Source organism: Daejeonella sp. (assembly GCF_030695525.1).
Classification (GTDB): domain Bacteria; phylum Bacteroidota; class Bacteroidia; order Sphingobacteriales; family Sphingobacteriaceae; genus Daejeonella.
Genome location: NZ_JAUYSS010000025.1, coordinates 39782 through 64333 on the forward strand (window position 1 = coordinate 39782; position 24552 = coordinate 64333).

General features: G+C 40.4%; 19 protein-coding genes. All 19 read left to right on the forward strand.

All coding sequences use genetic code 11. The features are described 5' to 3' along the window. Positions 1 to 5: 5 nt before the first annotated feature. A complete protein-coding gene (locus Q8S11_RS05640) occupies positions 6 to 1271 on the forward strand; it encodes a murein hydrolase activator EnvC (protein ID WP_305661102.1) in 1266 nt (421 codons plus the stop codon). 76 nt (positions 1272 to 1347) lie between these two features. Next, positions 1348 to 1776 (forward strand): twin-arginine translocase TatA/TatE family subunit, encoded by a 429-nt coding sequence (locus Q8S11_RS05645; RefSeq protein WP_305661103.1) that lies wholly within the window; start codon positions 1348 to 1350, stop codon positions 1774 to 1776. Between the two features lie 10 nt (positions 1777 to 1786). Continuing rightward, entirely contained in the window at positions 1787 to 1990 is a 204-nt protein-coding gene (tatA, locus tag Q8S11_RS05650; protein WP_305661104.1) for a twin-arginine translocase TatA/TatE family subunit, read from the forward strand. 195 nt (positions 1991 to 2185) lie between these two features. After that, on the forward strand, positions 2186 to 3625 hold the full coding sequence (gene gatA / locus Q8S11_RS05655; protein ID WP_305661105.1) for an Asp-tRNA(Asn)/Glu-tRNA(Gln) amidotransferase subunit GatA: 1440 nt from the start codon (positions 2186 to 2188) through the stop codon (positions 3623 to 3625). Between the two features lie 59 nt (positions 3626 to 3684). After that, the gene (locus Q8S11_RS05660) at positions 3685 to 4905 is read left to right on the forward strand and encodes a lytic transglycosylase domain-containing protein (RefSeq protein ID WP_305661106.1); all 1221 of its coding nucleotides are present in this window, start codon (positions 3685 to 3687) and stop codon (positions 4903 to 4905) included. Between the two features lie 91 nt (positions 4906 to 4996). After that, positions 4997 to 7327, forward strand: coding sequence for an NADP-dependent malic enzyme (locus Q8S11_RS05665; RefSeq protein ID WP_305661107.1), 2331 nt, complete (start codon positions 4997 to 4999; stop codon positions 7325 to 7327). A 45-nt stretch (positions 7328 to 7372) separates the two neighbouring features. Then, positions 7373 to 7957, forward strand: a complete 585-nt coding sequence (gene ruvA, locus Q8S11_RS05670; RefSeq protein WP_305661108.1) for a Holliday junction branch migration protein RuvA — start codon at positions 7373 to 7375, stop codon at positions 7955 to 7957. Positions 7958 to 7972: 15 nt separating this feature from the next. After that, positions 7973 to 15031, forward strand: coding sequence for a cell surface protein SprA (sprA, locus tag Q8S11_RS05675; RefSeq protein ID WP_305661109.1), 7059 nt, complete (start codon positions 7973 to 7975; stop codon positions 15029 to 15031). A gap of 462 nt (positions 15032 to 15493) precedes the next feature. After that, a complete protein-coding gene (gene gcvH / locus Q8S11_RS05680; RefSeq protein WP_305661110.1) occupies positions 15494 to 15874 on the forward strand; it encodes a glycine cleavage system protein GcvH in 381 nt (126 codons plus the stop codon). Further along, positions 15874 to 16275, forward strand: a complete 402-nt coding sequence (locus Q8S11_RS05685; RefSeq protein ID WP_305661111.1) for a VanZ family protein — start codon at positions 15874 to 15876, stop codon at positions 16273 to 16275. Before gcvH ends, Q8S11_RS05685 begins: the two co-directional genes overlap by 1 nt. A gap of 203 nt (positions 16276 to 16478) precedes the next feature. Further along, complete coding sequence (locus Q8S11_RS05690; RefSeq protein ID WP_305363524.1) at positions 16479 to 16694, forward strand: ferrous iron transport protein A; 216 nt, start codon at positions 16479 to 16481, stop codon at positions 16692 to 16694. Between the two features lie 7 nt (positions 16695 to 16701). After that, positions 16702 to 18816, forward strand: a complete 2115-nt coding sequence (gene feoB, locus Q8S11_RS05695) for a ferrous iron transport protein B (RefSeq protein ID WP_305661112.1) — start codon at positions 16702 to 16704, stop codon at positions 18814 to 18816. A gap of 2 nt (positions 18817 to 18818) precedes the next feature. Continuing rightward, a complete protein-coding gene (locus tag Q8S11_RS05700) occupies positions 18819 to 19448 on the forward strand; it encodes a SprT-like domain-containing protein (protein ID WP_305661113.1) in 630 nt (209 codons plus the stop codon). A 164-nt stretch (positions 19449 to 19612) separates the two neighbouring features. Continuing rightward, the gene (locus Q8S11_RS05705; RefSeq protein WP_305661114.1) at positions 19613 to 20068 is read left to right on the forward strand and encodes a hypothetical protein; all 456 of its coding nucleotides are present in this window, start codon (positions 19613 to 19615) and stop codon (positions 20066 to 20068) included. Between the two features lie 249 nt (positions 20069 to 20317). Then, positions 20318 to 20779: a mobile mystery protein A gene (locus Q8S11_RS05710; RefSeq protein ID WP_305661115.1), complete on the forward strand. Its 462-nt coding sequence runs from the start codon at positions 20318 to 20320 to the stop codon at positions 20777 to 20779. Beyond that, positions 20770 to 21366: a mobile mystery protein B gene (locus tag Q8S11_RS05715; protein ID WP_305661116.1), complete on the forward strand. Its 597-nt coding sequence runs from the start codon at positions 20770 to 20772 to the stop codon at positions 21364 to 21366. Before Q8S11_RS05710 ends, Q8S11_RS05715 begins: the two co-directional genes overlap by 10 nt. Before the next feature lie 378 nt (positions 21367 to 21744). Further along, a complete protein-coding gene (locus tag Q8S11_RS05720; protein WP_305661117.1) occupies positions 21745 to 22317 on the forward strand; it encodes a gluconate 2-dehydrogenase subunit 3 family protein in 573 nt (190 codons plus the stop codon). 31 nt (positions 22318 to 22348) lie between these two features. Further along, positions 22349 to 24052, forward strand: a complete 1704-nt coding sequence (locus tag Q8S11_RS05725; protein ID WP_305661118.1) for a GMC oxidoreductase — start codon at positions 22349 to 22351, stop codon at positions 24050 to 24052. A gap of 61 nt (positions 24053 to 24113) precedes the next feature. Further along, on the forward strand, positions 24114 to 24527 hold the full coding sequence (locus tag Q8S11_RS05730) for a GxxExxY protein (RefSeq protein WP_305661119.1): 414 nt from the start codon (positions 24114 to 24116) through the stop codon (positions 24525 to 24527). Positions 24528 to 24552 lie beyond the last annotated feature (25 nt).

Below are 24552 nucleotides of genomic sequence, written 5' to 3' on the forward strand. Positions count from 1 at the left end.
ACAGAATGAAGCGTTTAAAGTGTATCCTTTTTCTTGTATTATTTTGTTCTGTAAGTGCTGTATTTGCTCAGAGTAGCTCAGAGCTTAGGAGGCGAAAGGAGGCATTGACCAGGGAAATAGAATCTTTGAACAAGAGCCTGAATCAGACTGCCAATAACAAGAACCTTTCCCTGAAGGAGATCCGTGCCCTGAATGCCCAGATCCGCCTGCGTGAGAATAAGATTAATATTATCAATTCAGAGGTTAAATTATTAGATAACCAGATTTCAGATAATACGAACACAGTCCGTTCGCTTCAGTCCCAGCTCAGTAAATTAAAAAAGGAATATGCAGCAATGGTACTGTTTGCTTTCCGAAATCAGAGTTCTTACAGTAAACTGATGTTTATTTTTGCAGCAGACAATTTCAATCAGGCTTATAAACGGTTGAAATACCTTCAGCAATTCAGTGAATACAGAAAGAAACAGGCACAGTATATTGAAGGAACCCAAAAAGAACTAAATGTTAAGATCAGTGAACTTGACAGAAACAAGAAGGAGAAAAGTGAAATATTGACAGATCAGCAGAAGGAAAAGCAGACTCTCGGTATACAAAAGAACAGTAAGTCCAAGGTTCTGAACACTTTGACAAGTCAGGAGAAAAAGTTGAAACAGGAGCTTACTCAAAAGCAAAGGGAATCAGCCATTTTAAACAGGGCGATCCAGAATGCGATCAACCGGGAAATTGAAGAGGCAAGGAAAAGGGCTGAGGCTGAAGCCAGGGCCGCCGCCGCAAAGGCCAAAGCAGAGAATAAGGATGCGCCTGATTATAAGCCTGTTGCAAGTGGGTCGAGTATTTTGGCGGCAACACCTGAATCTGCAAAACTATCTTCCGATTTTCTGGGAAGCAGGGGAAGCCTTCCCTGGCCGGTAACGAATGGAATGATCATCGAGGATTTTGGGAATCATACAATCGGGCGAAATGTAACTACCGAAAACAATGGGGTTGATATTAAAACAGCTCCGGGTTCAGCTGTTCGTGCTGTATTTGGCGGCGATGTTGCTGCGGTTCAGAATATTTCAGGTTCCTACGCTGTTTTGATCAGGCACGGTGAATATTTTACCGTATATTCGAATTTAAAGAGTGTAAGTGTATCAAGAGGACAGAAAGTTACGTTAAAACAAAATATAGGTATTGTAATCACTGATCCTATTGACGGGACAACTGAAGTGCACTTTGAAGTACGTAAAGGAGCGACTCCAATGAATCCTGCCGGTTGGCTGGCAAATTAATTATTGAGAAAAAGGCAATTTATTGCCTATATTTGTATATAGTATGATGAGTATGGTTAATTCTGTGTTATTGTTTATGAATATCGGAGGGCCGGAGATGATCCTGATATTCCTTGTTGTTCTCTTATTGTTTGGTGGTAAAAAGCTTCCAGAACTTGCCCGCGGTTTGGGTAAAGGCCTTAGAGAGTTTAAGGATGCATCTGATGGAATTAAAAGGGAGATCCATAACAACATTAATAGTGTTAATGAGGTTGCTGAGCAGGTAAAATCAGAAGTTCAGACTGCTGCAGATTATATAGATACCGAAACCTCTGCCGTAACAGGCTATTCCAATCCTGATGAGGCTGTATTGGAGCATGGATATGCATCCCAAACAGAACTGGAACATGAAAATAGTAATCCTGTAGCCGGATATGAACCTGAAAACACATTTGTTGAACCGGGTTCAGAAATTACAAATAATCCCGAAGATACGGGGCTTGAGCATACAAAAATCGCACATTAAATAAATTATTATGTCAAATTCAATGTTATTATTTGCAGGACTGGGAGCCACTGAAGTTATCTTAATTGTCGTGGTAGTACTGTTAATGTTTGGAGGTAAAAAAATCCCTGAGCTAATGCGCGGGTTGGGTAAAGGAATTAAAGAATTCAAGACTGCTCAGAATGGCGAGGGAGAAACTCCTGCCTCTACTTCAAAAGACCAGGAGACTAAATAATATATTCTATCTGGAATTAATTTCCTCTGGTATAATCATTGCCGGAGGAAATTTCTATTTTAAACTAAATTGCCTTATTTGGAATCTATAGAGACGATAGAAAGCCAATCCTGGCTTATCAATACGTATGATTCTTGTTTGCATCTTGTGGCATAATCATAAATTTTATTTCTATTAAATTACACTATTAGAGGCATGGAAGGTATTTCTTCTCTTTCCAAAATTCAATCTGCCCTGGCAAAGCATGATAAAGAATTTACGTTATCCCTACTTGTAGAACATTACTTAAAACGTATCGACGAAACAACTGAGCTGAATGCTTTTGTAGAGGTCTTTATTGATGAAGTGCGTTCTGAAGCCTTTCGGATTCAGCAAAAGCTGGTTGCTGGTAAGGCGGGAAAGCTTGCCGGAATGGTAATAGCCATTAAAGATAATATCTGCTACAAAAATCATAAAGTTTCTGCCTGTTCCAGGATTCTTGAAAATTATGTTTCACCCTTTTCTTCAACGGTTGTTGAGCGACTTCTTGCCGAAGATGCATTGATTATTGGGAGACTAAATTGCGATGAATTTGCAATGGGGGCATCTAATGAATCCTCTTATTATGGCCCGGTAAAAAATAATGCCGACCAGACCAAAGTTTCGGGAGGTTCCTCCGGGGGCGCAGCCGTTGCTGTTCAGGCCGGATTATGCCTTGCCGCTTTGGGTACTGATACGGGTGGATCAGTTCGTCAGCCCGCAGCATTTTGCGGGGTTGTAGGCTTGAAACCAAGTTATGGTAGGGTTTCGAGGCATGGAATTATTTCTTATGCTTCCTCATTTGACCAGGTTGGGCCGATCACAAATTGTGTGGAAGATGCCGCAATACTACTTGAAGTTATAGCTGGCTCAGATAATTATGATAGTACGGCTTCGCAAAGGATGGTGCCTTCATATACCTCAGAAAACAAAGGAGGCAAAAAGGAAAAGATTGCTTACCTGTCTGAAGCCCTGCATTCTAAAGGGCTGGATCCTGAAGTTAAATGTGCATTTGAAAATAGCATAGATTCATTAAAGGCTGCAGGACATGTTGTAGAGCCTGTGTCTTTTGAATATCTGGAATATGTTGTTCCCACCTACTATATTCTGACAATGGCTGAGGCATCTTCTAATCTGGCGCGGTACGATGGGGTACATTATGGCTATCGCAGCAAACGTGCATATGATCTGGAATCAACATACAAGACTTCCCGTTCTGAAGGTTTCGGGCCTGAAGTGAAGCGAAGGATTGTGCTCGGAACTTTTGTACTCAGTGCCGGGTATTATGATGCTTACTATTCAAAGGCACAAAAAGTACGCCGGCTGATTCGGGATAAAACCAATCATATTTTAGAAGAGTATGATTTTATCATGCTACCTACCGCGCCAACACCAGCCTTTAATATTGGTGAGGAAAGTGATGATCCGGTGGTGAATTATCTTGCAGACATTTTTACTGTACAGGCTTCATTGGCAGGTATTCCTGCAATTTCCTTGCCTGTAGGCAATAATGAAGCCGGTTTGCCGTTAGGAATTCAGTTTTTAGGCAAGCGCTTCGAAGAAGCTGATCTGTTGGCTTTTTCAAAAAAATTCCTGGAGCTACTTAAAACCGTATAAAGTTCCAGGTTTCTATATGTTGTTTAATCTGGTAAATTTGCCTACTCTATTTTCAAAATATGAGAAAAACGATAGCTTCTGTGTTTTTTACCTCCTTATTGCTGATAATTTCTATTCATGCATCAGCCCTGATGAAACAGGATTCGATTCTTAAAAGCTCAGGTAAGAGTATTCATCCAGGAGATACACTTTTTACTCCTAATTCTATTGACGACCCTATCCTGAGCTACCAGAACCTTGTTTATAAAAACAGGCTTGAGTCTATCCAAAAAGATGTTTCATTAAGTTATAATGAACATGTTCAGCGATATATTGACATATATACGGGAAGAAAAGAACAAATTGGGAAGATGCTCGGTCTGTCTGAATATTACTTTCCCATCTTTGAAAGAGCATTGAAAGAGGCTGGTATTCCTGAAGAACTTAAATTTCTTACAGTGGTGGAATCGGCACTAAATCCTCAGGCGGTTTCCCGATCAGGTGCAGTAGGGCCCTGGCAGTTTATGTATGCTACCGCCAAAGGCTATGGTTTGATTATGGATAACTATACCGATGAGCGTAAGGACCCTGTGAAGGCAAGTTATGCAGCAGCAAGATACCTCGTTGATGCGCATGCCAGAATAGGCGACTGGCTGTTGGCCATTGCGGCCTTTAACTGTGGAACAGGTGCTGTTACCAGGGCCATTGCAAAATCTGGTGGAGTAGCTGATTTTTGGAAGGTAAGGCCATTTTTACCGGTCGAAACCCAGAATTATGTTCCTGCGTTTATCGCTACTGTTTATTCGATGAAATATTTTAAGGATCATGAAATTTCTGTTAAACCGGCAGGCTTCAGTACATTGACTGATGTGATCCCTGTAAATAAAAGGATATCTATCAGTAGCATTGCCGCTGCTTCTGGTCTTGATGTGAATGAACTCCTCCTTCTGAATCCCTCTTTTAAAAGGGAAATCATCAATGGATCAGAATCCATGCCAATGCCATTGGTGCTTCCGGAAGTAAAGAATACTACTTATTCTTCTTTATATGATCTTTTTAATGGAACGGCTGAACAGATTAAACCGGCACCACTTCTTACAGCAGTAAAAAAGTCAGTACCCTCGAAATCTGAACAGCCGAAAAAAGCAAGTCCATTTTTATACTACACAGTAAAACCTGGTGATACTCTTTCAGAGATTGCAGAAAAAAACGGTTCAAGTGTAAGTAAAATAAAAGCTCTTAACGGACTTAAAACGTCGTCGATAAATGTTGGAATGCGGCTTAAAATCAATAAAACTTAAATTAATAGTTATACAGGAGTCTTATTGTTGTTAATTACATCTATAACGAAAAGAATTGTAATTTTGCCCACCTGACCAATTCCCAAACTTAATGAGTAAAACTAACCGTAAACAAGACGCATTGGACTACCATTCTCATGGCCGTCCCGGGAAAATACAGGTTGTACCAACCAAACCCACCAATTCTCAGCGTGATTTGTCGCTGGCCTATTCACCCGGTGTAGCAGAACCATGCCTCAGGATTGCAGAAAATAAAGAAGATGTCTATAAATATACCGCCAAGGGAAACCTTGTTGCAGTAATCAGCAATGGCTCAGCGGTTCTTGGTCTGGGTGATATTGGCCCTGAAGCCGGGAAACCGGTAATGGAAGGGAAGGGATTACTCTTTAAAATATTTGCAGATATCGATGTGTTTGACCTCGAGCTGGATACTCAGAACATTGAGGAATTTGTCACCATTGTTAAGGCACTTGAGCCTACTTTCGGTGGTATTAATCTGGAGGATATCAAGGCACCGGAATGCTTTGAAATTGAGCGTCGTCTTAAGGAGGAAATGTCAATTCCGGTTATGCATGATGATCAGCATGGTACAGCAATCATTTCTGCCGCTGCATTAATCAATGCCTGTGAATTGCAGAAGAAGAAGCTGGATAAAGTTAAAATTGTAGTTAATGGTGCAGGTGCGGCAGCAATTTCCTGTACCCGTTTATATGTAAGCCTTGGTGCACGAAAAGAAAATATTGTGATGCTTGACCGTTCGGGGGTTATTCGCAGCGATCGTGCAAATCTTGAGGGTACTAAAGCTGAATTCGCCACTACCCGTAAGATTAATACGCTGGCGGAGGCCGTTAAAGATTCGGATGTATTTATCGGACTTTCTTCTCCTGATGTATTGACTGCCGAGATGCTTAAAACAATGGCAAAAAATCCGATTGTATTTGCAATGGCAAACCCTGATCCTGAAATTGCCTATGAGCTTGCAATCAAAACCCGAAAGGATATTATTATGGCAACCGGCCGATCAGATTATCCGAATCAGGTAAATAATGTACTCGGTTTTCCATATATATTCAGAGGGGCACTCGACGTAAGGGCTACCGGAATAAATGAAGAAATGAAAAAGGCAGCAGTATTTGCAATCGCTGAACTGGCCAAGAAAACGGTTCCTGAATCAGTAAATCTTGCCTATAATGTAAAAAATATAAAATTCGGGAAAGATTATATCATTCCAAAGCCTATTGACCTTCGCTTAATCACTTCAGTATCACCTGCAGTTGCCAAAGCAGCAATGGATTCGGGTGTGGCACGCAAAGTAATAAACGACTGGGAAGCGTATAATGAGGAATTAAAAACCCGCCTTGGCCTTGACGATAAGTTAATGCGTACCATCACAAATAAGGCTAAAAGTGCTCCTAAGCGCGTAGTTTTCGCAGAAGCTGATAATTACAAAATTTTGAAGGCCGCACAGATTGTTCGTGATGAAGGTATTGCGATACCGATTTTACTGGGGAATAAAGGCCTGATCAGTCGCATTATGCAGGAAAACGAACTTGAACTGGATGGAGTAAACATTATCGATCCGCTAGAAGAACTTGAAAAAAGAAACAAGTTTGCTGATTTCCTGTACAAAAAACGTCAGCGCCGGGGAATTACCCTGTTTGAGGCAAAAAAACTGATGAAGGACCGGAATTATTATGGTGCTGCAATGGTTCAGTTTGGGGAAGCAGATGCTTTGATCTCCGGGCTGACCAAAGATTATCCTTCTACCATCAAGCCTGCACTTCAGGTAATTGGGATTGAAGAGGGAATTAACCGTGTTGCCGGGATGTATATGATGCTGACAAAAAAGGGTCCTGTATTTTTTGGTGATACTACAGTTAATGAAAATCCTAGCGTTGATGAGCTGGTTGACATAACTACTTTACTTGATCATTCTGTCAGGAAATTTAATATTCAGCCAAGAGTTGCAATGCTATCCTATTCAAATTTTGGATCGAATGATGGGGCAGTTCCTGACAAGGTTCGTCAGGCAGTCAAGATTCTCCATGAAAAGCATAAGGAAATCACTGTTGACGGCGATATGCAGGCAAATTTTGCGATGAATCCTGATTTGCTCAAAGATAATTATCCTTTCAGTACTTTAGTAGGCGCACCTGCAAATGTGTTGGTATTCCCAAATCTTGAGTCCGGAAATATTGCCTATAAATTACTGCAGGAAATAGGTGGTGCTGAGGCTGTAGGTCCAATCTTGCTGGGACTGAATAAACCGGTGCACATCTTGCAATTAGGAAGTTCTGTACGGGAGATTGTGAATATGGTTACCATAGCTGTTGTGGATGTTCAGACCAAGGAGGAAGAAAGTTCAGCACTGCTTAGTCCAAAACCAAAAGGCATATTTAAAAGGCCTTTAAAAAAAGAATGAATAATAACAGACCGAATTATTGTGAATTAATATTAATCGAAAAAGATGTACGCATATATAAGTGGTAAACTGGTATTCAAGTCTCCAAACTATGTGGTTTTAGACGCTAATGGAATAGGTTATCACATTAATATTTCGCTGAATACTTATGCGGCACTTGAGGAGAAGGAACATTGCAAGCTTTATACCTGGCTTCATGTAAAAGAGGATGCTCACACCCTGTATGGTTTTTATGAGGAGGGTGAGCGTCGTTTGTTTCTGCACCTGATTTCTGTTTCAGGAATAGGGCCCAATACCGGCAGAATGATTCTGTCGTCAATTACACCGTCTGAGATCCAGGCGGCAATCGTTAAAGGCGATGTGCCCCTGATTCAAAGGATTAAAGGTATCGGCCCTAAATCTGCACAAAGGATGATACTTGAACTGCAGGACAAACTAAAAAAGGAAGGCCCTGACTCACTCATCTCCATGCCTGTTCATAATACGGCAAAAGATGAAGCGTTATCAGCTTTGGTTATGTTAGGTTTTAACAAAAATATTGCTGAAAAGTCGCTTGAAAGCGCAATCAAAGCTTCAACAGAAAATTTATCTGTTGAAGCTTTGATAAAAATTGCCCTTAAAAGCTTATAATTATAACAATATCCTTTGAAATTGAGAAGTGCCGCTACTTTTTGCCTGAAGAGCTTTTTGTGTGTCTTCCTTCTTCTGTCTGCAGGACGGGTATTTGCCCAAAATACCCCTGTTGCCAAGGATACTGTTAAACTCGTTTATCCTTTTCAGGATTCCAAAACACTGCAGTTCAAACCGCAAACAGGAATTATACTTCCAAACCCATCGAATATTCAGAGAAGCGTTGAATTTGATCCGGTTTCAAAGCGTTATATCATTCGGGAAAAAATTGGGGAAAGACTCTACCGGGCTCCTCAATATCTAAGTATTGAGGAGTATCAGAGATATGAAAATGAACTGATAAAAAGGAATTACTGGCGTGAATTGGCAGATTTGCCGCTTTCCGAGGCCCGTGAACCCGGGTTCATCCCCCCTGTAATGGTAAACAGTAAATCTTTTGAAAAATTATTTGGCGGAAATACGATAGAAATCAGGCCACAGGGATCCGCTGACCTTACTTTTTCTGGACGATTAAGCCGAAATGAGAACCCCTTGTTCAATGAACGGCAACGCAGGCAGGGTAATTTTGATTTCGATCAGCGGATACAAATGAATGTCGTTGGGCAAATCGGTGAAAAGATGCGGATCAGCACCAATTATAATACGGAAGCCCAGTTCGATTTCGAGAACCAGGTCAAGCTCGATTATACAGGTAAGGATGATGAAATCATCAGAAAGATAGAAGCAGGTAACGTGAGTCTGCCATTGAGCTCTTCCCTGATTAGCGGCAGTCAGGCTCTGTTTGGATTAAAGACCCAGCTGCAATTTGGAAAATTGAATGTAACCAGCATTTTTTCTCAGCAAAAATCACAGCAAAAGGAGATTACAATTACCAATGGTTCCCAACAAAATGAATTCAGTATCTCGGCGGATAATTATGAAACCAATAAGCATTATTTCCTGGCTCAGTATTTCAGGGATACTTATAATAAAGCTTTGGAAAATATACCGCTCAATAGCTCTAATATTAATATTACAAAAATTGAAGTTTGGATAACCAATCGTGCAAACAGCACCGTAAATTCAAGAGATGTTCTGGGCTTACTCGATCTGGGTGAAAATAAGGTTTACAATACCTTTCAGGTTCAGGGTGGGCAGGGATTTTCTGTTCTTCCATCTGGCTTCGCCGGTCCGGGATTTGGTCAACAGTCAAATAATTTGCTGCAGATTCTTCCACCAGGGGTAAGACAGACCAATTCCAATGATGCAATTTCCTTTTTTCAGGCTGCAGGAGGCGGTACCGACAATTTTGCAAAACTGACATTTGCCAGAAATCTTACTGATAAGGAATTTATATTAAACCCCAGGCTCGGGTATATATCCCTAAACACTGCCTTGAATGCAGATGAGGTTCTGGCTGTCGCTTTTCGCTATACAATCAATGGAGTTGAATATCAGGTTGGGGAATTCTCCACTGATAATCCAGTGAATAATTCCACGCCGGAAGTATTATATGTTAAATTATTAAAGAATGAAACCCTGAAAACAAGTCTGCCAACCTGGGATTTGATGATGAAGAATATTTATACCCTTGGGGCGTATCAGGTTAGCCGAAACGATTTTAAACTAAATATTTTCAGGCTTGATGAGGATACGGGTATAGAAAAACCGCAGATGACTGAAGGGCAGAACACCAACAATAAATTATGGATACAGTTAACCAATCTGGATAATCTGAATCAGCAGAACGACCGTAAGCCAGATGGTTATTTCGATTTTCTGGAAGGCATCACCATCGATCCACAGAATGGAAGGATTACTTTCCCACTAGTAGAACCTTTTGGTTCTGACCTGGCTAAGCGTTTTAATCCGGTATCTGAGCGTAATCTGATCGATAAATATGTTTATCAGCCTCTGTATGACTCTACAAAGGTGATCGCTCAGCAATTGTTTGCAAGATTGAACAGATATCTGATCCGGGGTACCTATCAGTCGCAGGGAGGTTCAGAATTTCAGCTGAATGCTATTAATGTCCCCCCGGGTTCGGTACAAGTAGTTGCAGGATCAATGCCATTGCAGGAGGGGGTCGATTTTACAGTCGATTATAATATTGGTGTGGTCAGAATCTTAAATTCTGCCCTGCTTAGTTCAGGGCAGCAAATTAGAATCAAACTTGAAAACAATGAACTTTTTGGATTACAGCAGCGTTCGCTCACCGGCTCACGTTTTGATTATCGCGTAAACGATAAGCTGAATCTGGGAGGTACATTCATGAACCTGACGGAAAAGCCCCTTACCCAGAAAGTGAATATTGGAGAAGAAGCAATTTCGAATACGATATGGGGTATAGATGCAAGCTATAATTCCCCTTCCAGATGGCTGACACGAATGGTAGATAAGATTCCATTCATCAATACTAAGGAACCTTCTAGTATTACCTTCAATGGGGAGTATGCCAGTCTTGTTCCCGGCCATCCCAGAGCACTGAATTTTGCAGGAAGCAGAAACGGAGCAAGTTATCTCGATGATTTTGAAGCAAGCCGGTCCATGATCGATATTAAAAGTGCCATATCTTGGCATATTTCAGGCACCCCTCAGCACTTTCCGGAATCAAGGCTTAACAATGACCTGGCTTATGGTTATAACCGGGCGAGACTTGCTTTTTATAATATCGATCCAATATTTTTCCTGAATGGAAATTCACTTACGCCCGAAAATATCAGAAGGGATAAGAATGAATTGTCAAATCATTATGTCCGTCAGGTTTTTGAGCGGGAGGTTTTTCCTTTCAAGGATTCCAACACGGGGCAGGCAATTATTCTCCCAACCTTCGATCTTGCTTTTTATCCAACCATCAGGGGTCCATATAATTTCACTACTTCTGGCCTGACTTCTCAAGGTACCTTAACTAATCCACGAAGCAGGTGGGGTGGGATTTTCAGGAAACTTGAAACAAACGATTTTGAGGCATTGAATATTGAGTTTATCGAAATGTGGATGCTCGACCCATTCATATATAATACTACTAGCCCGGGTGGTGATCTCTACTTCAATCTGGGTAATATTTCTGAAGATATTCTGAAAGATGGAAGGAAAAGTATGGAGAATGGTTTACCGATAGATGGAAATATTACCAAAACGGAAAATACTATATGGGGTAGAGTCCCAAAACTTCAGCCGGTCATACAGGCATTTGATAATAACCCCACGGCCAGAGAATTTCAGGATATAGGTATCGACGGTTTGAGTAGTGAAGATGAGAGACAGCAGTTCAGTTCCTTTTTGAATCAGGTAAAGGCAAGTATTAATCCTCAGGCTGCAATTGAGCTTGAAAGTGATCCTGCATCAGATGATTATCAATACTACAGGGGATCAAATCTGGATCAGGCAAATGCCGGTATTCTAAAGAGGTATGAGAAATATAATAATACTGAAGGAAATTCAAAAACCGCTCAGCAATCTTTAGCACTGACGGGAATTGAGAATACCGCAGCAACATCATTTCCGGATGGAGAGGATATCAACCGGGATAACAATTCAACACAGGCCGATGAGTATTTTCAGTACAAGGTTTCTATTCGGCCTCAGGATCTGCTTTCGGTAGGAACTAATTATGTTTCAGACATTGTTCCTGCAACGGTCAGACTGGCTAATGGAACACAGGAAACAGTCAGGTGGATTCAATTTAAAATCCCAATTGCAGAATATTTGCAGAAAGTTGGGAATATTGAGGATTTTAAATCGATTCGCTTTATCAGGATGTTTATGACTGATTTTGCAGATACTACTGTGATGCGTCTGGCAAGACTGCAATTGGTTAGAGGTGAATGGAGAAGGTACAATTCCGAGAATAATCCATCCAAGGTCATCGCTGATCCATCTTTAATTAATCCTGGTCTCGACAATTCTGTAATTGATGTCAGTGCAGTCAATATTGAGGAGAATGGAAAACGCACCCCGATTCCATATGTTCTTCCACCGGGTATTACCAGGGAAATCGATTTTACAAATTTCAGGGGGGAATCCCGTCAGAATGAACAATCATTGGCTTTAAGTGTCCGGAATCTTCGGGATGGCTACGGGCGTGCAGCCTTCAGAACTACTATGCATGATTTTCGTTCCTATAAGCGTCTCGAAATGTTCATTCATGCTGAAGGTGATCAGTTGCGGGATAACGACCTCAGGGCTTTCCTTAGGGTGGGTACCGATAATCAGGATAATTATTATGATTATGAGATTCCATTAAAAGTCACCAGTCCGGGAACCAGTGCCCCCAGCCTGATCTGGCCCGATCAGAATAAGGTGGATGTAGAATTAAGGTTGTTTTTAGAAGCCAAAGCTGCCCGCAACAGGGCCGTTTTTAATGGGCAACCATGGCCGATTAATCGACCCTATATTTATCAGGATGGGCAAAATATAATCACCGTAAAAGGGCAGCCCGATCTGAGCAAGGTCAGGGTTTATATGCTTGGCGTTCGTAATCCATTGCGAAGTTTAGCAAATCCGGGTCTTGATGATGGACTCGATAAATCAGCTCAAATCTGGTTTAATGAGATGCGGCTCACCGATTTTGATGAGCGGGGAGGATGGGCTGCAACTGCCCGTATGAATGCCAGACTTGCAGATTTTGCAGATGTTACCATCTCGGGTAGCAAGAGTACCATTGGCTTCGGTTCAATAGACCGCAGAGTGAGTGAGCGAAACCGGGATGATGATATGCTTTTTGACCTTTCAGGCAATGTAGAGCTTGGCAAATTCTTCCCTGAACGTACAGGATTGAAAGTGCCCATGTATGTGAACTTCTCAAAGCAGATAGCATCACCACAATATGATCCGCGAATTCAGGATACTGAATTTAAAACCACGCTCGAAAATTCTACAAAGGAAGTACGGGATTCACTGAAATTCATCACCGAGGATTATACTGCCAGGAAGAGTATTAATTTTACCGATGTCCGCAAGATCAAAACCAATCCTGAAAGTAAAATCCACCTTTGGGATATTGAAAATCTGAGTGCAAGCTATGCATTCAATGAGTTTAATCACCGCGATTTCATTAATGAAAACACCTTACAGAAGACCTACCGGGCCGGATTGCAGTATAATTATTCGAAACAGGCCAAAAGCATTACTCCATTCGAGAAACTAATCAAATCTAAAAGTCTTTCATTGATCAGGGACTTTAATTTCAGTCTTTTACCATCAATTCTAAATTTCCGGATAGATGTTGACCGATTATATTCAGAGAATACCCTGCGCGATAATGACCCCAATAATTTTCTTCCGATTAATACCAATTTTAATAAGAATTTCCAGATGTCGCGTCTCTACGGCATCAGCTGGAACCTGACCCGTTCCATGCAAATAGACTTCAATGCAACCAACTATTCTATTATTGATGAACCCGAGGGTCGAATAAACGGACTAAAACGGGACACACTCTGGCAAAACCTGATGAAGCTGGGTCGGACAACTGATTACGGTCATACGATGAACCTGACCTATAATTTACCTATCAATAAAATTCCCGGTATGGACTGGATTACAGTTGCAGCCCGTTATGGTTCGGGTTTTAACTGGCAGACAGAACCCTTGTTGACAATGAATGATCCCAGAATTAATGTGGGGAACACGATTCAGAACTCACGTACAGTCCAGCTCAACCCTACCTTAAATATGGTTGCATTGTATAATAAATTCGGTTTTGTCAGAAGCATGAACCAGGCTGATAAAAGTAATGCAGCCGGCTTCCTGATTAATCTGATTACCAGTCTGAAAAATGTCAGCGGGGCATACACCAAAACAGAGGGTACTTTTCTTCCCGGTTATCTTCCTAAAACAGGTTTCATTGGGCAGGATCTCAGTTTTAATGCTCCTGGGTATGATTTTATATTTGGCGGGCAAAGGGATATCAGAAGCCGTTCGCTGGAAAATGGCTGGATCACGCGGGACTCATTGCTGAATCAGTTATACATTAATACCATTAAAGAAGATATGAGTTTCAGGGGTTTAATTGAGCCAATCCGTGACCTTCGTATTGAATTGACTGCTATCAAAAGTCAGAGTTTTAATTATTCATCAAATTTCAAATTCCTTCCTTCAAGCGATAGCTTCGAAAATTTGAGTCCGGTTACCACCGGGGATTTCAGTATCTCCTTTTTCTCAATGAAAACAGCGTTCAGTAAGGAGAATAAATTAAACAATTCTTCGCGTCTGTTTACACAGTTTCAGGAGAACAGAGCCATAATCTCCCGGAGGCTGGGCGCTCAAAATCCAAATTCTACAGGATCTTCGGGCGGATTTGCGGATGGTTATAACAGGAGTTCCCAGGATGTATTGATTGCCTCATTCATGGCAGCCTATACTGGTAAGGATGCCAATAATATTTCACTTAACCGCTTTCCTAAAATTCCGATTCCTAACTGGAGGCTTAGCTATAACGGACTGACAAAGTATTCTTTCTTCAATGAAATTTTTACCTCGGTTGATATCAATCATGCCTATCGATCGACCTACAGTGTGAATGGATTTAATTCACTGATACGTTATCAGGAATCAAATGGTGCAGTCAATGTGAAAGATGCAAGCGGGAACTTCCTTCCTTTTTATCAGTTTTCGCAAATTACTTTATTTGAGCAGTTTCTGCCCTTATTTGGTGTTGATGTCAGACTGAAAAATAATATGACCCTGAACCTGGAGTACCGTAAATCAAGGGCTCTTGGTTTTAGTTTAGCAAACAGTCAGCTGGCTCAACAAAAAGAAGACGGTGCAGTATTTGGTATGGGTTACCGTACCACTACATTTCGTTTCCCATTCGGTTTGTTTAAGTCATTGAAACTGGATAATGACATGAATTTTAAAATGGATTTTGCCTTAACCGACCGTAAACTGGTGATCTACCGTGCAGATGTTGATGATGCAGAAGTTTCATCAGGAGCAAAGAATATTACCGTCAGACCCTCAGTTGATTATGTGCTGAACCAGCGGTTCACAATGAGGTTATTCTATGATGGTAATATCACCAAACCTTATACCTCCCAGACCTTTAATACTTCATTCAGCAATTTTGGGGTTAATTTAAGGTTTAACCTGTAATAAGCTTTCTATCTTTTGGAAAGATGCTTCTGTGCTCTTTTTAATTGAAGTTCCCGCTTTTCGCTCATACCCCACAGGCCTTAATCACAGGCCGGTATCCGCTTCAATCGCGTTTAAGCATATCAGACAGTGCGATTAAAACCTGATCTATCCCCAATTATAAATAACTTAAGTGAACTCAACATGATATTTAAAAACCACATAGCAACATAGCATTTTATAGCTTCCAACCTATAATTAGACACAGATAGCCTTGAAGCTTTGCTTCAATCTATATGATTTACAATCTATGTTTCCTTTAAAGCATAATAAATTCAATCTATGTGGTTAAATATTAATCTTTAGATAGTTTAATATAGTACTTAGGTTAATTAAGCTTATTATAACCCAAATAACCCTCAATTAAGAATTGCAAGTCTGCTATTCTTAGAGTATTTTTGCAAAAACTAAAACCAAATCACAATGAATTTTCCTGCAGAATTAAAATACACCAAAGATCACGAATGGGTGCGCGTTGAAGGTAATCATGCCTATGTGGGTATTACTGAATTTGCACAGCATGAACTGGGCGATATCGTATACGTCGATATTAATACCTTAGGTAAAGAAGTAGCTCGTGAAGATGTATTTGGAACAGTTGAGGCTGTAAAAACAGTTTCAGATCTGTTCATGCCATTAACAGGTAGGATTCTTGAAATCAATAAAAAACTGGATGCAAAGCCTGAACTGGTTAATAGTGATCCTTATGGCGATGGCTGGATGGTTAAGATAGAGCTTACTGACACCGCTCAGGTCGAAGAATTATTATCAGCCGGAGATTATAAAACACAGATTGGGGTTTAATGTTCAAATCCTTACGATATCAGTATCTTTCAATACTTTGGGCCATCTTTGTAGTTATACTCTGCGAGATGCCCCCGATTGGTACTGACAAGGTGGGCTTTACCTTCTTTGAAGGGTTTGATAAATTAGCCCATACCGGCTTTTTCTTCGTGTTAACGGTGTTTTTATTTTATGGGAAAATCAGACAACAGGCGAGTTATTCCTATCGCCCACTGACAATCCTAAAAATCCTGGGCATCACGCTGTTTTTGGGTGCCGGTATTGAGTTGCTGCAGCTCAAGGTTTTTACCTATCGTTCTGCCGAGTGGTGGGATCTTTTCGCGGATATGACAGGTGTTGGAATGGGAATCTTCAGCTATATTTTTTTACATAGAGTTCGCTTCAATGAAAAACTGCTTTAAAATTGCGATTCTATTGCTTGTTCTGAGCCTGAGTTCCTGCAGTGTTTTTAAAAAAGGCTGCAAATGCCCAAAATTCATCCGTACTCATACTCCTTCAGGATTAACGATTCAGCCCTGATTTCTAATTATTGTGTAAAATCAATGTTCTTATTTGGAATTAATTCAAATAAGCATTATTTTTGATTCATCATTAAAACAGGGATATGAAGCTTTCACAATTAATACCGGGGCAAACAGGGATCATCAAAGAATTTACTGATCTTGAAATGTCTGTTAAGTTGATGGAAATGGGTTGTTTGCCGGGTGAATCTATCGTTGTTGAGCGCTTAGCCCCACTGGGTGATCCGATGGCTATCAGGGTTTCAGGTTATCAGTTAACCTTGAGAAAGAAGGAAGCTTCAACCATTATCATGCAATAATCTCCAGGTGAGCGGCGATTTAAAAATTGCATTAGTTGGTAACCCCAACTCCGGAAAATCTACTCTATTTAATGTTCTAACTGGATTAAATCAAAAAATCGGCAATTTTCCGGGAGTCACTGTCGAGAAAAAGACAGGATATTGTAAACTCCCCGACCAGCGTACTGCACAAATCACAGATCTCCCGGGTACCTACAGTTTTTATCCAAAAAGCAGGGATGAACGTATTGTACTGGATGCACTTAGCGATAAAACAGGATCCAACTATCCTGATCTCATTATTTTTGTTGCAGATGCATCTAATTTAAAAAGAAATTTACTGCTTTTTTCTCAGATTGCAGATCTCAAGATTCCAGTCATTATTGCTCTGAATATGATGGATCTGGCGGCTCGCTCAGGGATTGAAATTTCTGTTGATGAGCTGGCCCTAAAACTGGGGGTTCAGGTCATTCCAATTTCTGCCCGGAAGCAGGAGGGAATTGATCGTCTCAAGCAGGCTATACTGAACAATAGTTCTATTCCTCTTCAGTTGCCTTCTATCGAGGTTGAAAGCATAGCACCGGAGCTGATCAGGAGAATTCAGGACGAGTTGATGATTGAAAAGCCATATACGGCATTACAGATTGCTCATCAGTATGAACACCTGGCATTTCTGTCTCAAAAGGATAAGCAGTGGGTCGCCACGCTCAATAAGGAATTCAATTTTCATTCACAAAAAGCACAAGCCACCGAGACCATTGCCCGGTATAACTTTATCAATGATGTGCTTTTCGATGCAGTTAAGGTTCATTCTGATCCCAAACAGGAAACAATGAGTAACCGAATCGATAAAGTACTTACTCATCAGATATTTGGTTTCGTCATTTTTTTCGCGATACTTTTCATGATATTTCAGGCCATATTTTCATGGTCTGAATATCCGATGTCCTTAATTGAGGATTTGTTCCTTTGGTTATCAGAATTGAGCCTCCGGATTCTGCCCTCCGGAGTATTTACTGACCTATTGGTAAATGGAGTTCTTGCGGGATTAAGCGGAGTTATAATTTTCATTCCGCAGATCGCCATTTTATTTGCATGTATCTCTGTACTGGAGGATACCGGATATATGTCGAGGGTTACTTTCATGATGGATAAAATCATGCGCAAAGTGGGTCTGAGTGGTAAATCTATTGTTCCATTGATCGGTGGATTTGCCTGTGCCGTTCCTTCAATTATGAGTGCCCGGAATATTGAGAGCTGGAAAGACAGGATGATTACTATTATGGTCACTCCACTGATTGCCTGCTCAGCACGGCTTCCGGTATATACCTTATTGATTTCACTGGTGGTACCTAATGAGAAGGTTTGGGGCTTTATTAATATGCAAGGATTGGCATTGATGTCTTTGTATCTTCTGAGTATAATAAGCGCAATACTGGTGGCCTGGGTAATGAAATATATGATCCGTGCACGCGAACGCGGATATTTTATCATGGAGCTTCCGGTTTATCGAATGCCGCGTTGGAATAATGTGATTTTAACCATGTACCGCAGTGTAAAGACCTTCGTAATTGAAGCAGGAAAGGTCATTATTGCAGTGTCCATTATTTTGTGGGTTCTTTCATCTTACGGACCTGTAGATCGTTTTGATAAAATTGAGGTTAAATACAACGAAGTATCAATAAGAAAGCAACTTGAAGCTTCAGAAATTGATCGTCTGATTGCCTCCGAAAAACTGGAGAACTCCTATGCCGGAATTTTAGGTAAATCAATTGAACCTGTAATCAGACCTCTGGGTTTTGACTGGAAGATCGGCATCGCATTGATTACTTCTTTTGCCGCCCGTGAAGTATTTGTAGGGACTATGGCCACCATTTATAGTGTGGAAGGCGACGATTCCCACCTGGAATCTGTACGTGAGAAAATGGCTTCTGCCCGAAATTCCGAAACCGGATTGCCTGTATTTACGACTGCGGTTGCCTTTTCACTGATGATGTTCTACGCTTTCTCCATGCAATGTATCAGTACTATCGCAGTAGTCTATCGCGAAACCAAAGGCTGGAGATGGCCTTTAATTCAAATTGTATACATGACCGCTTTGGCTTATCTTGCGAGCCTGTTAGTATACCAGCTTCTGAAATAAAATTGGATAAGATTGCAGTCCTGAATAATTACCTGCCACCCGGCGCAGCGCCTGTTATTGCGCGCTGGATAGATTATTTTGAATGTGAATTTAAAGTCTCCAGAAACCGGAGTACCAAGCACGGAGATTATCGCCACCCTTTTAAAAACGCCGGACACCGGATTTCGGTTAATTATAACCTCAATCCCTACGCCTTTCTGATTACTACCGTTCATGAGTTCGCCCATTTATTGACATGGAATGAACATAAGCGAAAAGCTAAGCCCCATGGGCAAGAATGGAAAAACAATTTTAAGCGAATGATGAAGCCTTTTTTTGAGCAATCTATCTTTCCGCCGGATATTAATCATGCCATTCAAAATTACCTTGATAACCCAGCTGCTTCAAGCTGTGTGGATCTCAATCTTTATCGCATCCTGAAGCAATACGACAGTAAACCTGAACACATTATTTGTGTAGAAAAACTTCCGGTGAAAACTATGTTCTCATTGCCTGACGGACGTGTGTTCAGAAAAGAAACCCTGGTCAGAAAACGTTACCGCTGCGTCGAAATTAAAACCGGTAATGTGTATTTATTCAATGCTCTTTCTGAGGTGACGGTTGTTGAGCCGCAGGGAATGCTGAAAGGGTAAAGCTGAAAGCTAAAAGCAGAAAGATATGCTGGATTACCAAATTACCTTCATCACCGAAGATTGTGATAATTCCTGGACAGAATTTAGATACAGATCTGACAATAGTTTCTGGCAGTTTTATTGCTCTGGAATCTTGTTTAAAATATTTATCAAATTTTATACTCATGAAAACATATAATATTCTACTTCTCGCAGTTCTTCTGGCCTCATGCAATAATCAGATCAAGGAGACAGAATCAAGCAGTTCGACAATCATAAATAAGGATAAACCTTCATCTGTAAATTGTTATTTGTACGCCAGTGCAACTGATACAGTAAGTTTAAACCTAATTCATTTAGGAGACTCAATTACCGGCACTTTGGTTTATAATTATAAAGAAAAGGATAAAAATACCGGTACCATAAATGGAAGGATGAATGGAAATATTTTAATCGCAGAGTATACATTTCTTTCTGAAGGGATTCAATCCTGCAGGCAGGTAGCATTTAAGTTAGAAGGCGACAATTTTGTAGAAGGGTATGGAGAAAGTTATAGCCAAAATGATAGATTCTTTTTCAAATATCCCGACTCTCTGAACTTTGAAAGTTCATTTAAATTAAGAGAAACAGACTGTCAATAATCATTATCCTTAAAACGTTTTCGCCAGAGAGCCAATAGAGGGGGGAGTTTCAAAGCAAAAGTGCGTTTCATGCTGCAATTAAATCATTAATCAATTTAATCTGAGTTATATTTTAGCTATATAAACATGTTTATTTTTTTTAAATCGTAAACTATATTGTTTACTTTTATATTAAAATATAAATAAAAATATTTACAAAATATTAACAATGTAAATTAATATGTTTATTTTTAAGATATTTTTGTAGTTATGAGAACAAAAAGGAAGTTATTGGTTGAGCAACTGGATAGAAAGCTTAAACCATTTTCGGGTACTGCCAATATAATCATACCTGAAAGGGGCTGGATTAACACCATCAGGGTAACGCTAAATATGACCTTAGAGCAATTAGGGGTTAAACTTAAAATGACCAGACAAGGAGCAAAAAAAGTAGAAGAAAGTGAATCCTCCGGCTCAATATCTATAAAGTCATTAAAGGAAATTGGAGAAGTTCTGGAAATGAAATTTGTTTATGGCTTTGTTCCAAAGCACGGATCAGTGCAAAACCTGATTAGTTACAAAGCAGGGGCTCTTGCTGAAAAAATAGTTCTAAGAACGAGTCAAAATATGAAGCTGGAGAATCAGGGAAATAATGATGAGGAGATTAAGCGGGCTATCATTGATTTGACAGATGAATTGAAAAGAGAGATGAGTAAAGCTTTATGGGATTAGAAATTGCTTTAGAAGATGGCCAAACACCCCTCAGTGAAGAGGAGAAGGAAGGTTTGTTACTGAGAACGATTACCACACATGCTGAATTGGATGAACATGAGCAATTAAACATTGAAAAGGCTGTTGAGTGGACAATTAAAACAAAATTTCGAAAAGAGCAGATACTGACAGAAAAATTTATAAAAATACTCCATAAAAAAATGCTTGGTGAAGTTTGGTCATGGGCAGGGGAGTTCAGGAGATCAGAAAGGAATTTGGGTGTAAAATGGATACTTATTAGTGTAGAACTTAAATCCTTACTGGATGATACAAGGTTTTGGATTGATAATAACACTTATCCAACTAAAGAAATAGCCATCCGGTTTAAACATCGTCTGGTTAATATCCATTGTTTTCCAAACGGAAATGGGAGACATTCCAGAATGATGGCAGATATCATAATGGAAAACATATTTTCTGAAAATATTTTTTCCTGGAGTCAATCCAAAATGAACAGGCCAGACCAGACCAGAAAAAATTATATCAATGCGTTAAAAGAAGCCGACAGGGGAAATATCCGGGATTTGCTGGATTTTGCAAGAAACTAATAATAAGTGTTTCTGTTTATTTGATAGCGTGTCAATCCTTAATATCCAAAAGAATTAGGATGGCAAAATGGATTGCTTTTACGAATAAAAGTATCATGCACTAAACAGATTATGTGCTATTTTTAGTTGGGATTGGGTAGACAGATTCCTGAACACTGAAGGCTTATTTCAGTCCTCACAATATTGGAAAAATAATAAAACATCCCTCTCCGTTTAAAGAAAATTACTTATTATAGTCAAATATTAGAGATTCATGTGTTTCCTGCCAGATTGAAGCCTGGTAAGCCAGAATTATCTAAGGTTTAGATCATTTGTAAAGATATACAACCACGGCAATTGCCTGGATTAAAACGAATAATAATTATTTAAAACAGATAGATGAATAGAAGAGAAGCAGTCAGGAGGGCTACCTTTTTATTGGGGGGAGCAATTACTTTTTCAGGCTTTGCAGCCTGTGCCGAGGTGCTCAGCCCACTTGCAGTTAAGGGTATTGAATCAAAACCGATAGCATCCCAGGAATCATTGATCGCTGAAATTGCCGATACCATTATTCCGGATACGAAAGGGGTTCCCGGTGCCAAGGCTGCGGGTCTGGGACCATTTATAGTGATGATGATGCAGGATTGTTATACCGCAGATGTTCAAAAGCATTTCGCGGATGGTTTAATGAAAGTGGATGAAGTCTCTCAAAGCCAGTACAAGAAATTATTTGTATCATTAACTCTTAAAGAGCGTGAGGAGATCTTTAAATTCTTTAAAGCTGAAGCTCAGGCACAGATCAAAGCCGGTACCAGCCCTTCGAACTTTTTCCTGCTTTTCTACGAACTCACCTGTCTGGGTTATTATACCTCTGAGATCGGAGCAACCCAGGCTTTACGGTATGTCCATATTCCCGGCAAATATGAGTCCTGTATTCCTTTGCAGCCCGGACAAAAGGCATGGGCTACCTAATTATTGATTAACAGAATATTGAATTAGACAGATGAATATTAATATAAAAGCAGAGAAGCAAAATACCTACGATGCAATTGTAGTTGGTTCGGGTATTAGTGGTGGTTGGGCAGCTAAGGAATTGACTGAAAAGGGACTAAAAGTATTGATGCTGGAGCGTGGCCGTAATGTGGAGCATGTTAAGGATTATGATACCGCTTTAATGAAGCCCTGGGAATTCAAACACCGTGGCAGGATTACTCCTGAAGAACGCAGCAGGCATTTGGTTCAAACCCGTGCTGGACAGTACAGCGAGTTTAATGCTAAGTTTTGGGTAGACGATGTCGATTGTCCTTATACTGAAGTAAAACGCTTCGACTGGTATCGCGGGTATCACGTAGGTGGAAGATCCCTTACCTGGGGGCGTGGTTGTCTCCGTTTAAGTGAGATGGATTTTTCAGCTAATGCCAAGGATGGCTATGGTGTTGACTGGCCTGTTCGTTACAAGGATATCTCGCCATGGTATGATTATGTTGAGCGCTTTGCCGGTATCAGTGGACAAAACGAGGGACTTGCTCAATTGCCTGATGGCATATTTCTTCCGCCTTTTGAGATGAACTGTGTCGAAAAAGCAGTAAAAGAAAGGATTGAAAAGCATTATAACAAAGAACGGATGATGACCGTTTACCGGATGGCTAATCTGACTGTCCCTCATAATGGCAGAGGTACCTGTCAAAATAGAAACCTTTGTAGCAGAGGATGTCCTTTTGGGGCTTATTTCAGTACACAATCGGCGACCCTTCCCGCTGCAATGGCCACTGGTAACCTGACCCTTCGTCCTTATTCAATTGTGAGTGAGGTTCTTTATGACAAAGAAACAAGGAAGGCCAAAGGAGTTATGGTGATTGATTCGGAGACCAATGAGCATATCGAATATTCTGCCAAGGTGATCTTCATGAACGCCTCAACTCTGGGAACTACTCAAATCCTGCTGAATTCAACTTCTGATACCTTCCCTGATGGATTGGGTAATAGCAGTGGGCATCTGGGTCATAACCTGATGGATCATCACTTTCATGTTGGAGCATCAGGACGGGCAGAGGGCTTTGATGATAAATATTACTATGGTCGTCGCCCAATAGGTGTCTATATTCCGCGTTACCGCAACCTCGGTGATAAGCCTGAGCGGGATTATTTACGTGGTTTCCACTACGGAGGAGGTGCAAGCCGTACAGGTTGGCAACGCGCTATTCCTGAAATGGGCTTTGGTCAGGATTTTAAAGAGGAAATGACAGAACCGGGGCCATGGACCATGGGGCTGGGATCATTCGGTGAACATTTACCGGAATTTAAGAACCGTGCTTTTCTGGATAGCACAAAGAAGGATAAATGGGGACTTCCTCTACTGGCTGTGGATTGCGAGTTTGGAGAGAACGAGCGAAAGATGCGTATCGATATGAGAAACGATGCTGCTGAGATCCTGGAAGCAGCTGGAATGAAAGATGTTCAATCATTCGACCGACCAGCAATACCTGGAATGGCGATCCATGAGATGGGTACTGCACGCATGGGACATGATCCCAAAACCTCAGTATTGAACAAATGGAATCAAATGCATGATGTGAAGAATGTATTCGTCACCGATGGTGCATTCATGACTTCGAACGCCTGTCAGAATCCATCATTGACTTATATGGCCTTCACAGCAAGGGCTTGTGATCATGCGGTGAGCGAACTAAAGAAAGGTAACTTATAATAGAACGCTGACAGGGTTTTTAACCACATAGATACATAGATTTGTATTAGTGAATCAACAGATGATAACGCAAAGATATTTGGACGAATTGACTTATGTTGTTGTGGGTGCGGCCATTGAAGTTCATAAAATAATGGGAAGAGGTTTGCTTGAAAGCGTTTATCATCAATGTTTAAAAGAAGAATTAATACATAGAAGAATAAATTTTTTGACAGAGATGAAAGTTCCTGTACTTTATAAAAGTATAGAACTGGAAATTGATTTTAGGTGTGATTTATTTGTTGAAAAATGTCTGGTGGTTGAATTGAAAGCCGTTCAGGAAATGACTAGTGTGTTTGAAGCGCAGCTTCTAACCTATATGAAACTACTAAAATCTCCAAAAGGTATTTTAATAAACTTCAATTGTAGTAATATCTTTAAAGAAGGACAAAAAACCTATGTAAACGAGTATTTTAATTTATTACCCAAAAACTAATGTCTATGTCTCTATGTGGTTAAAA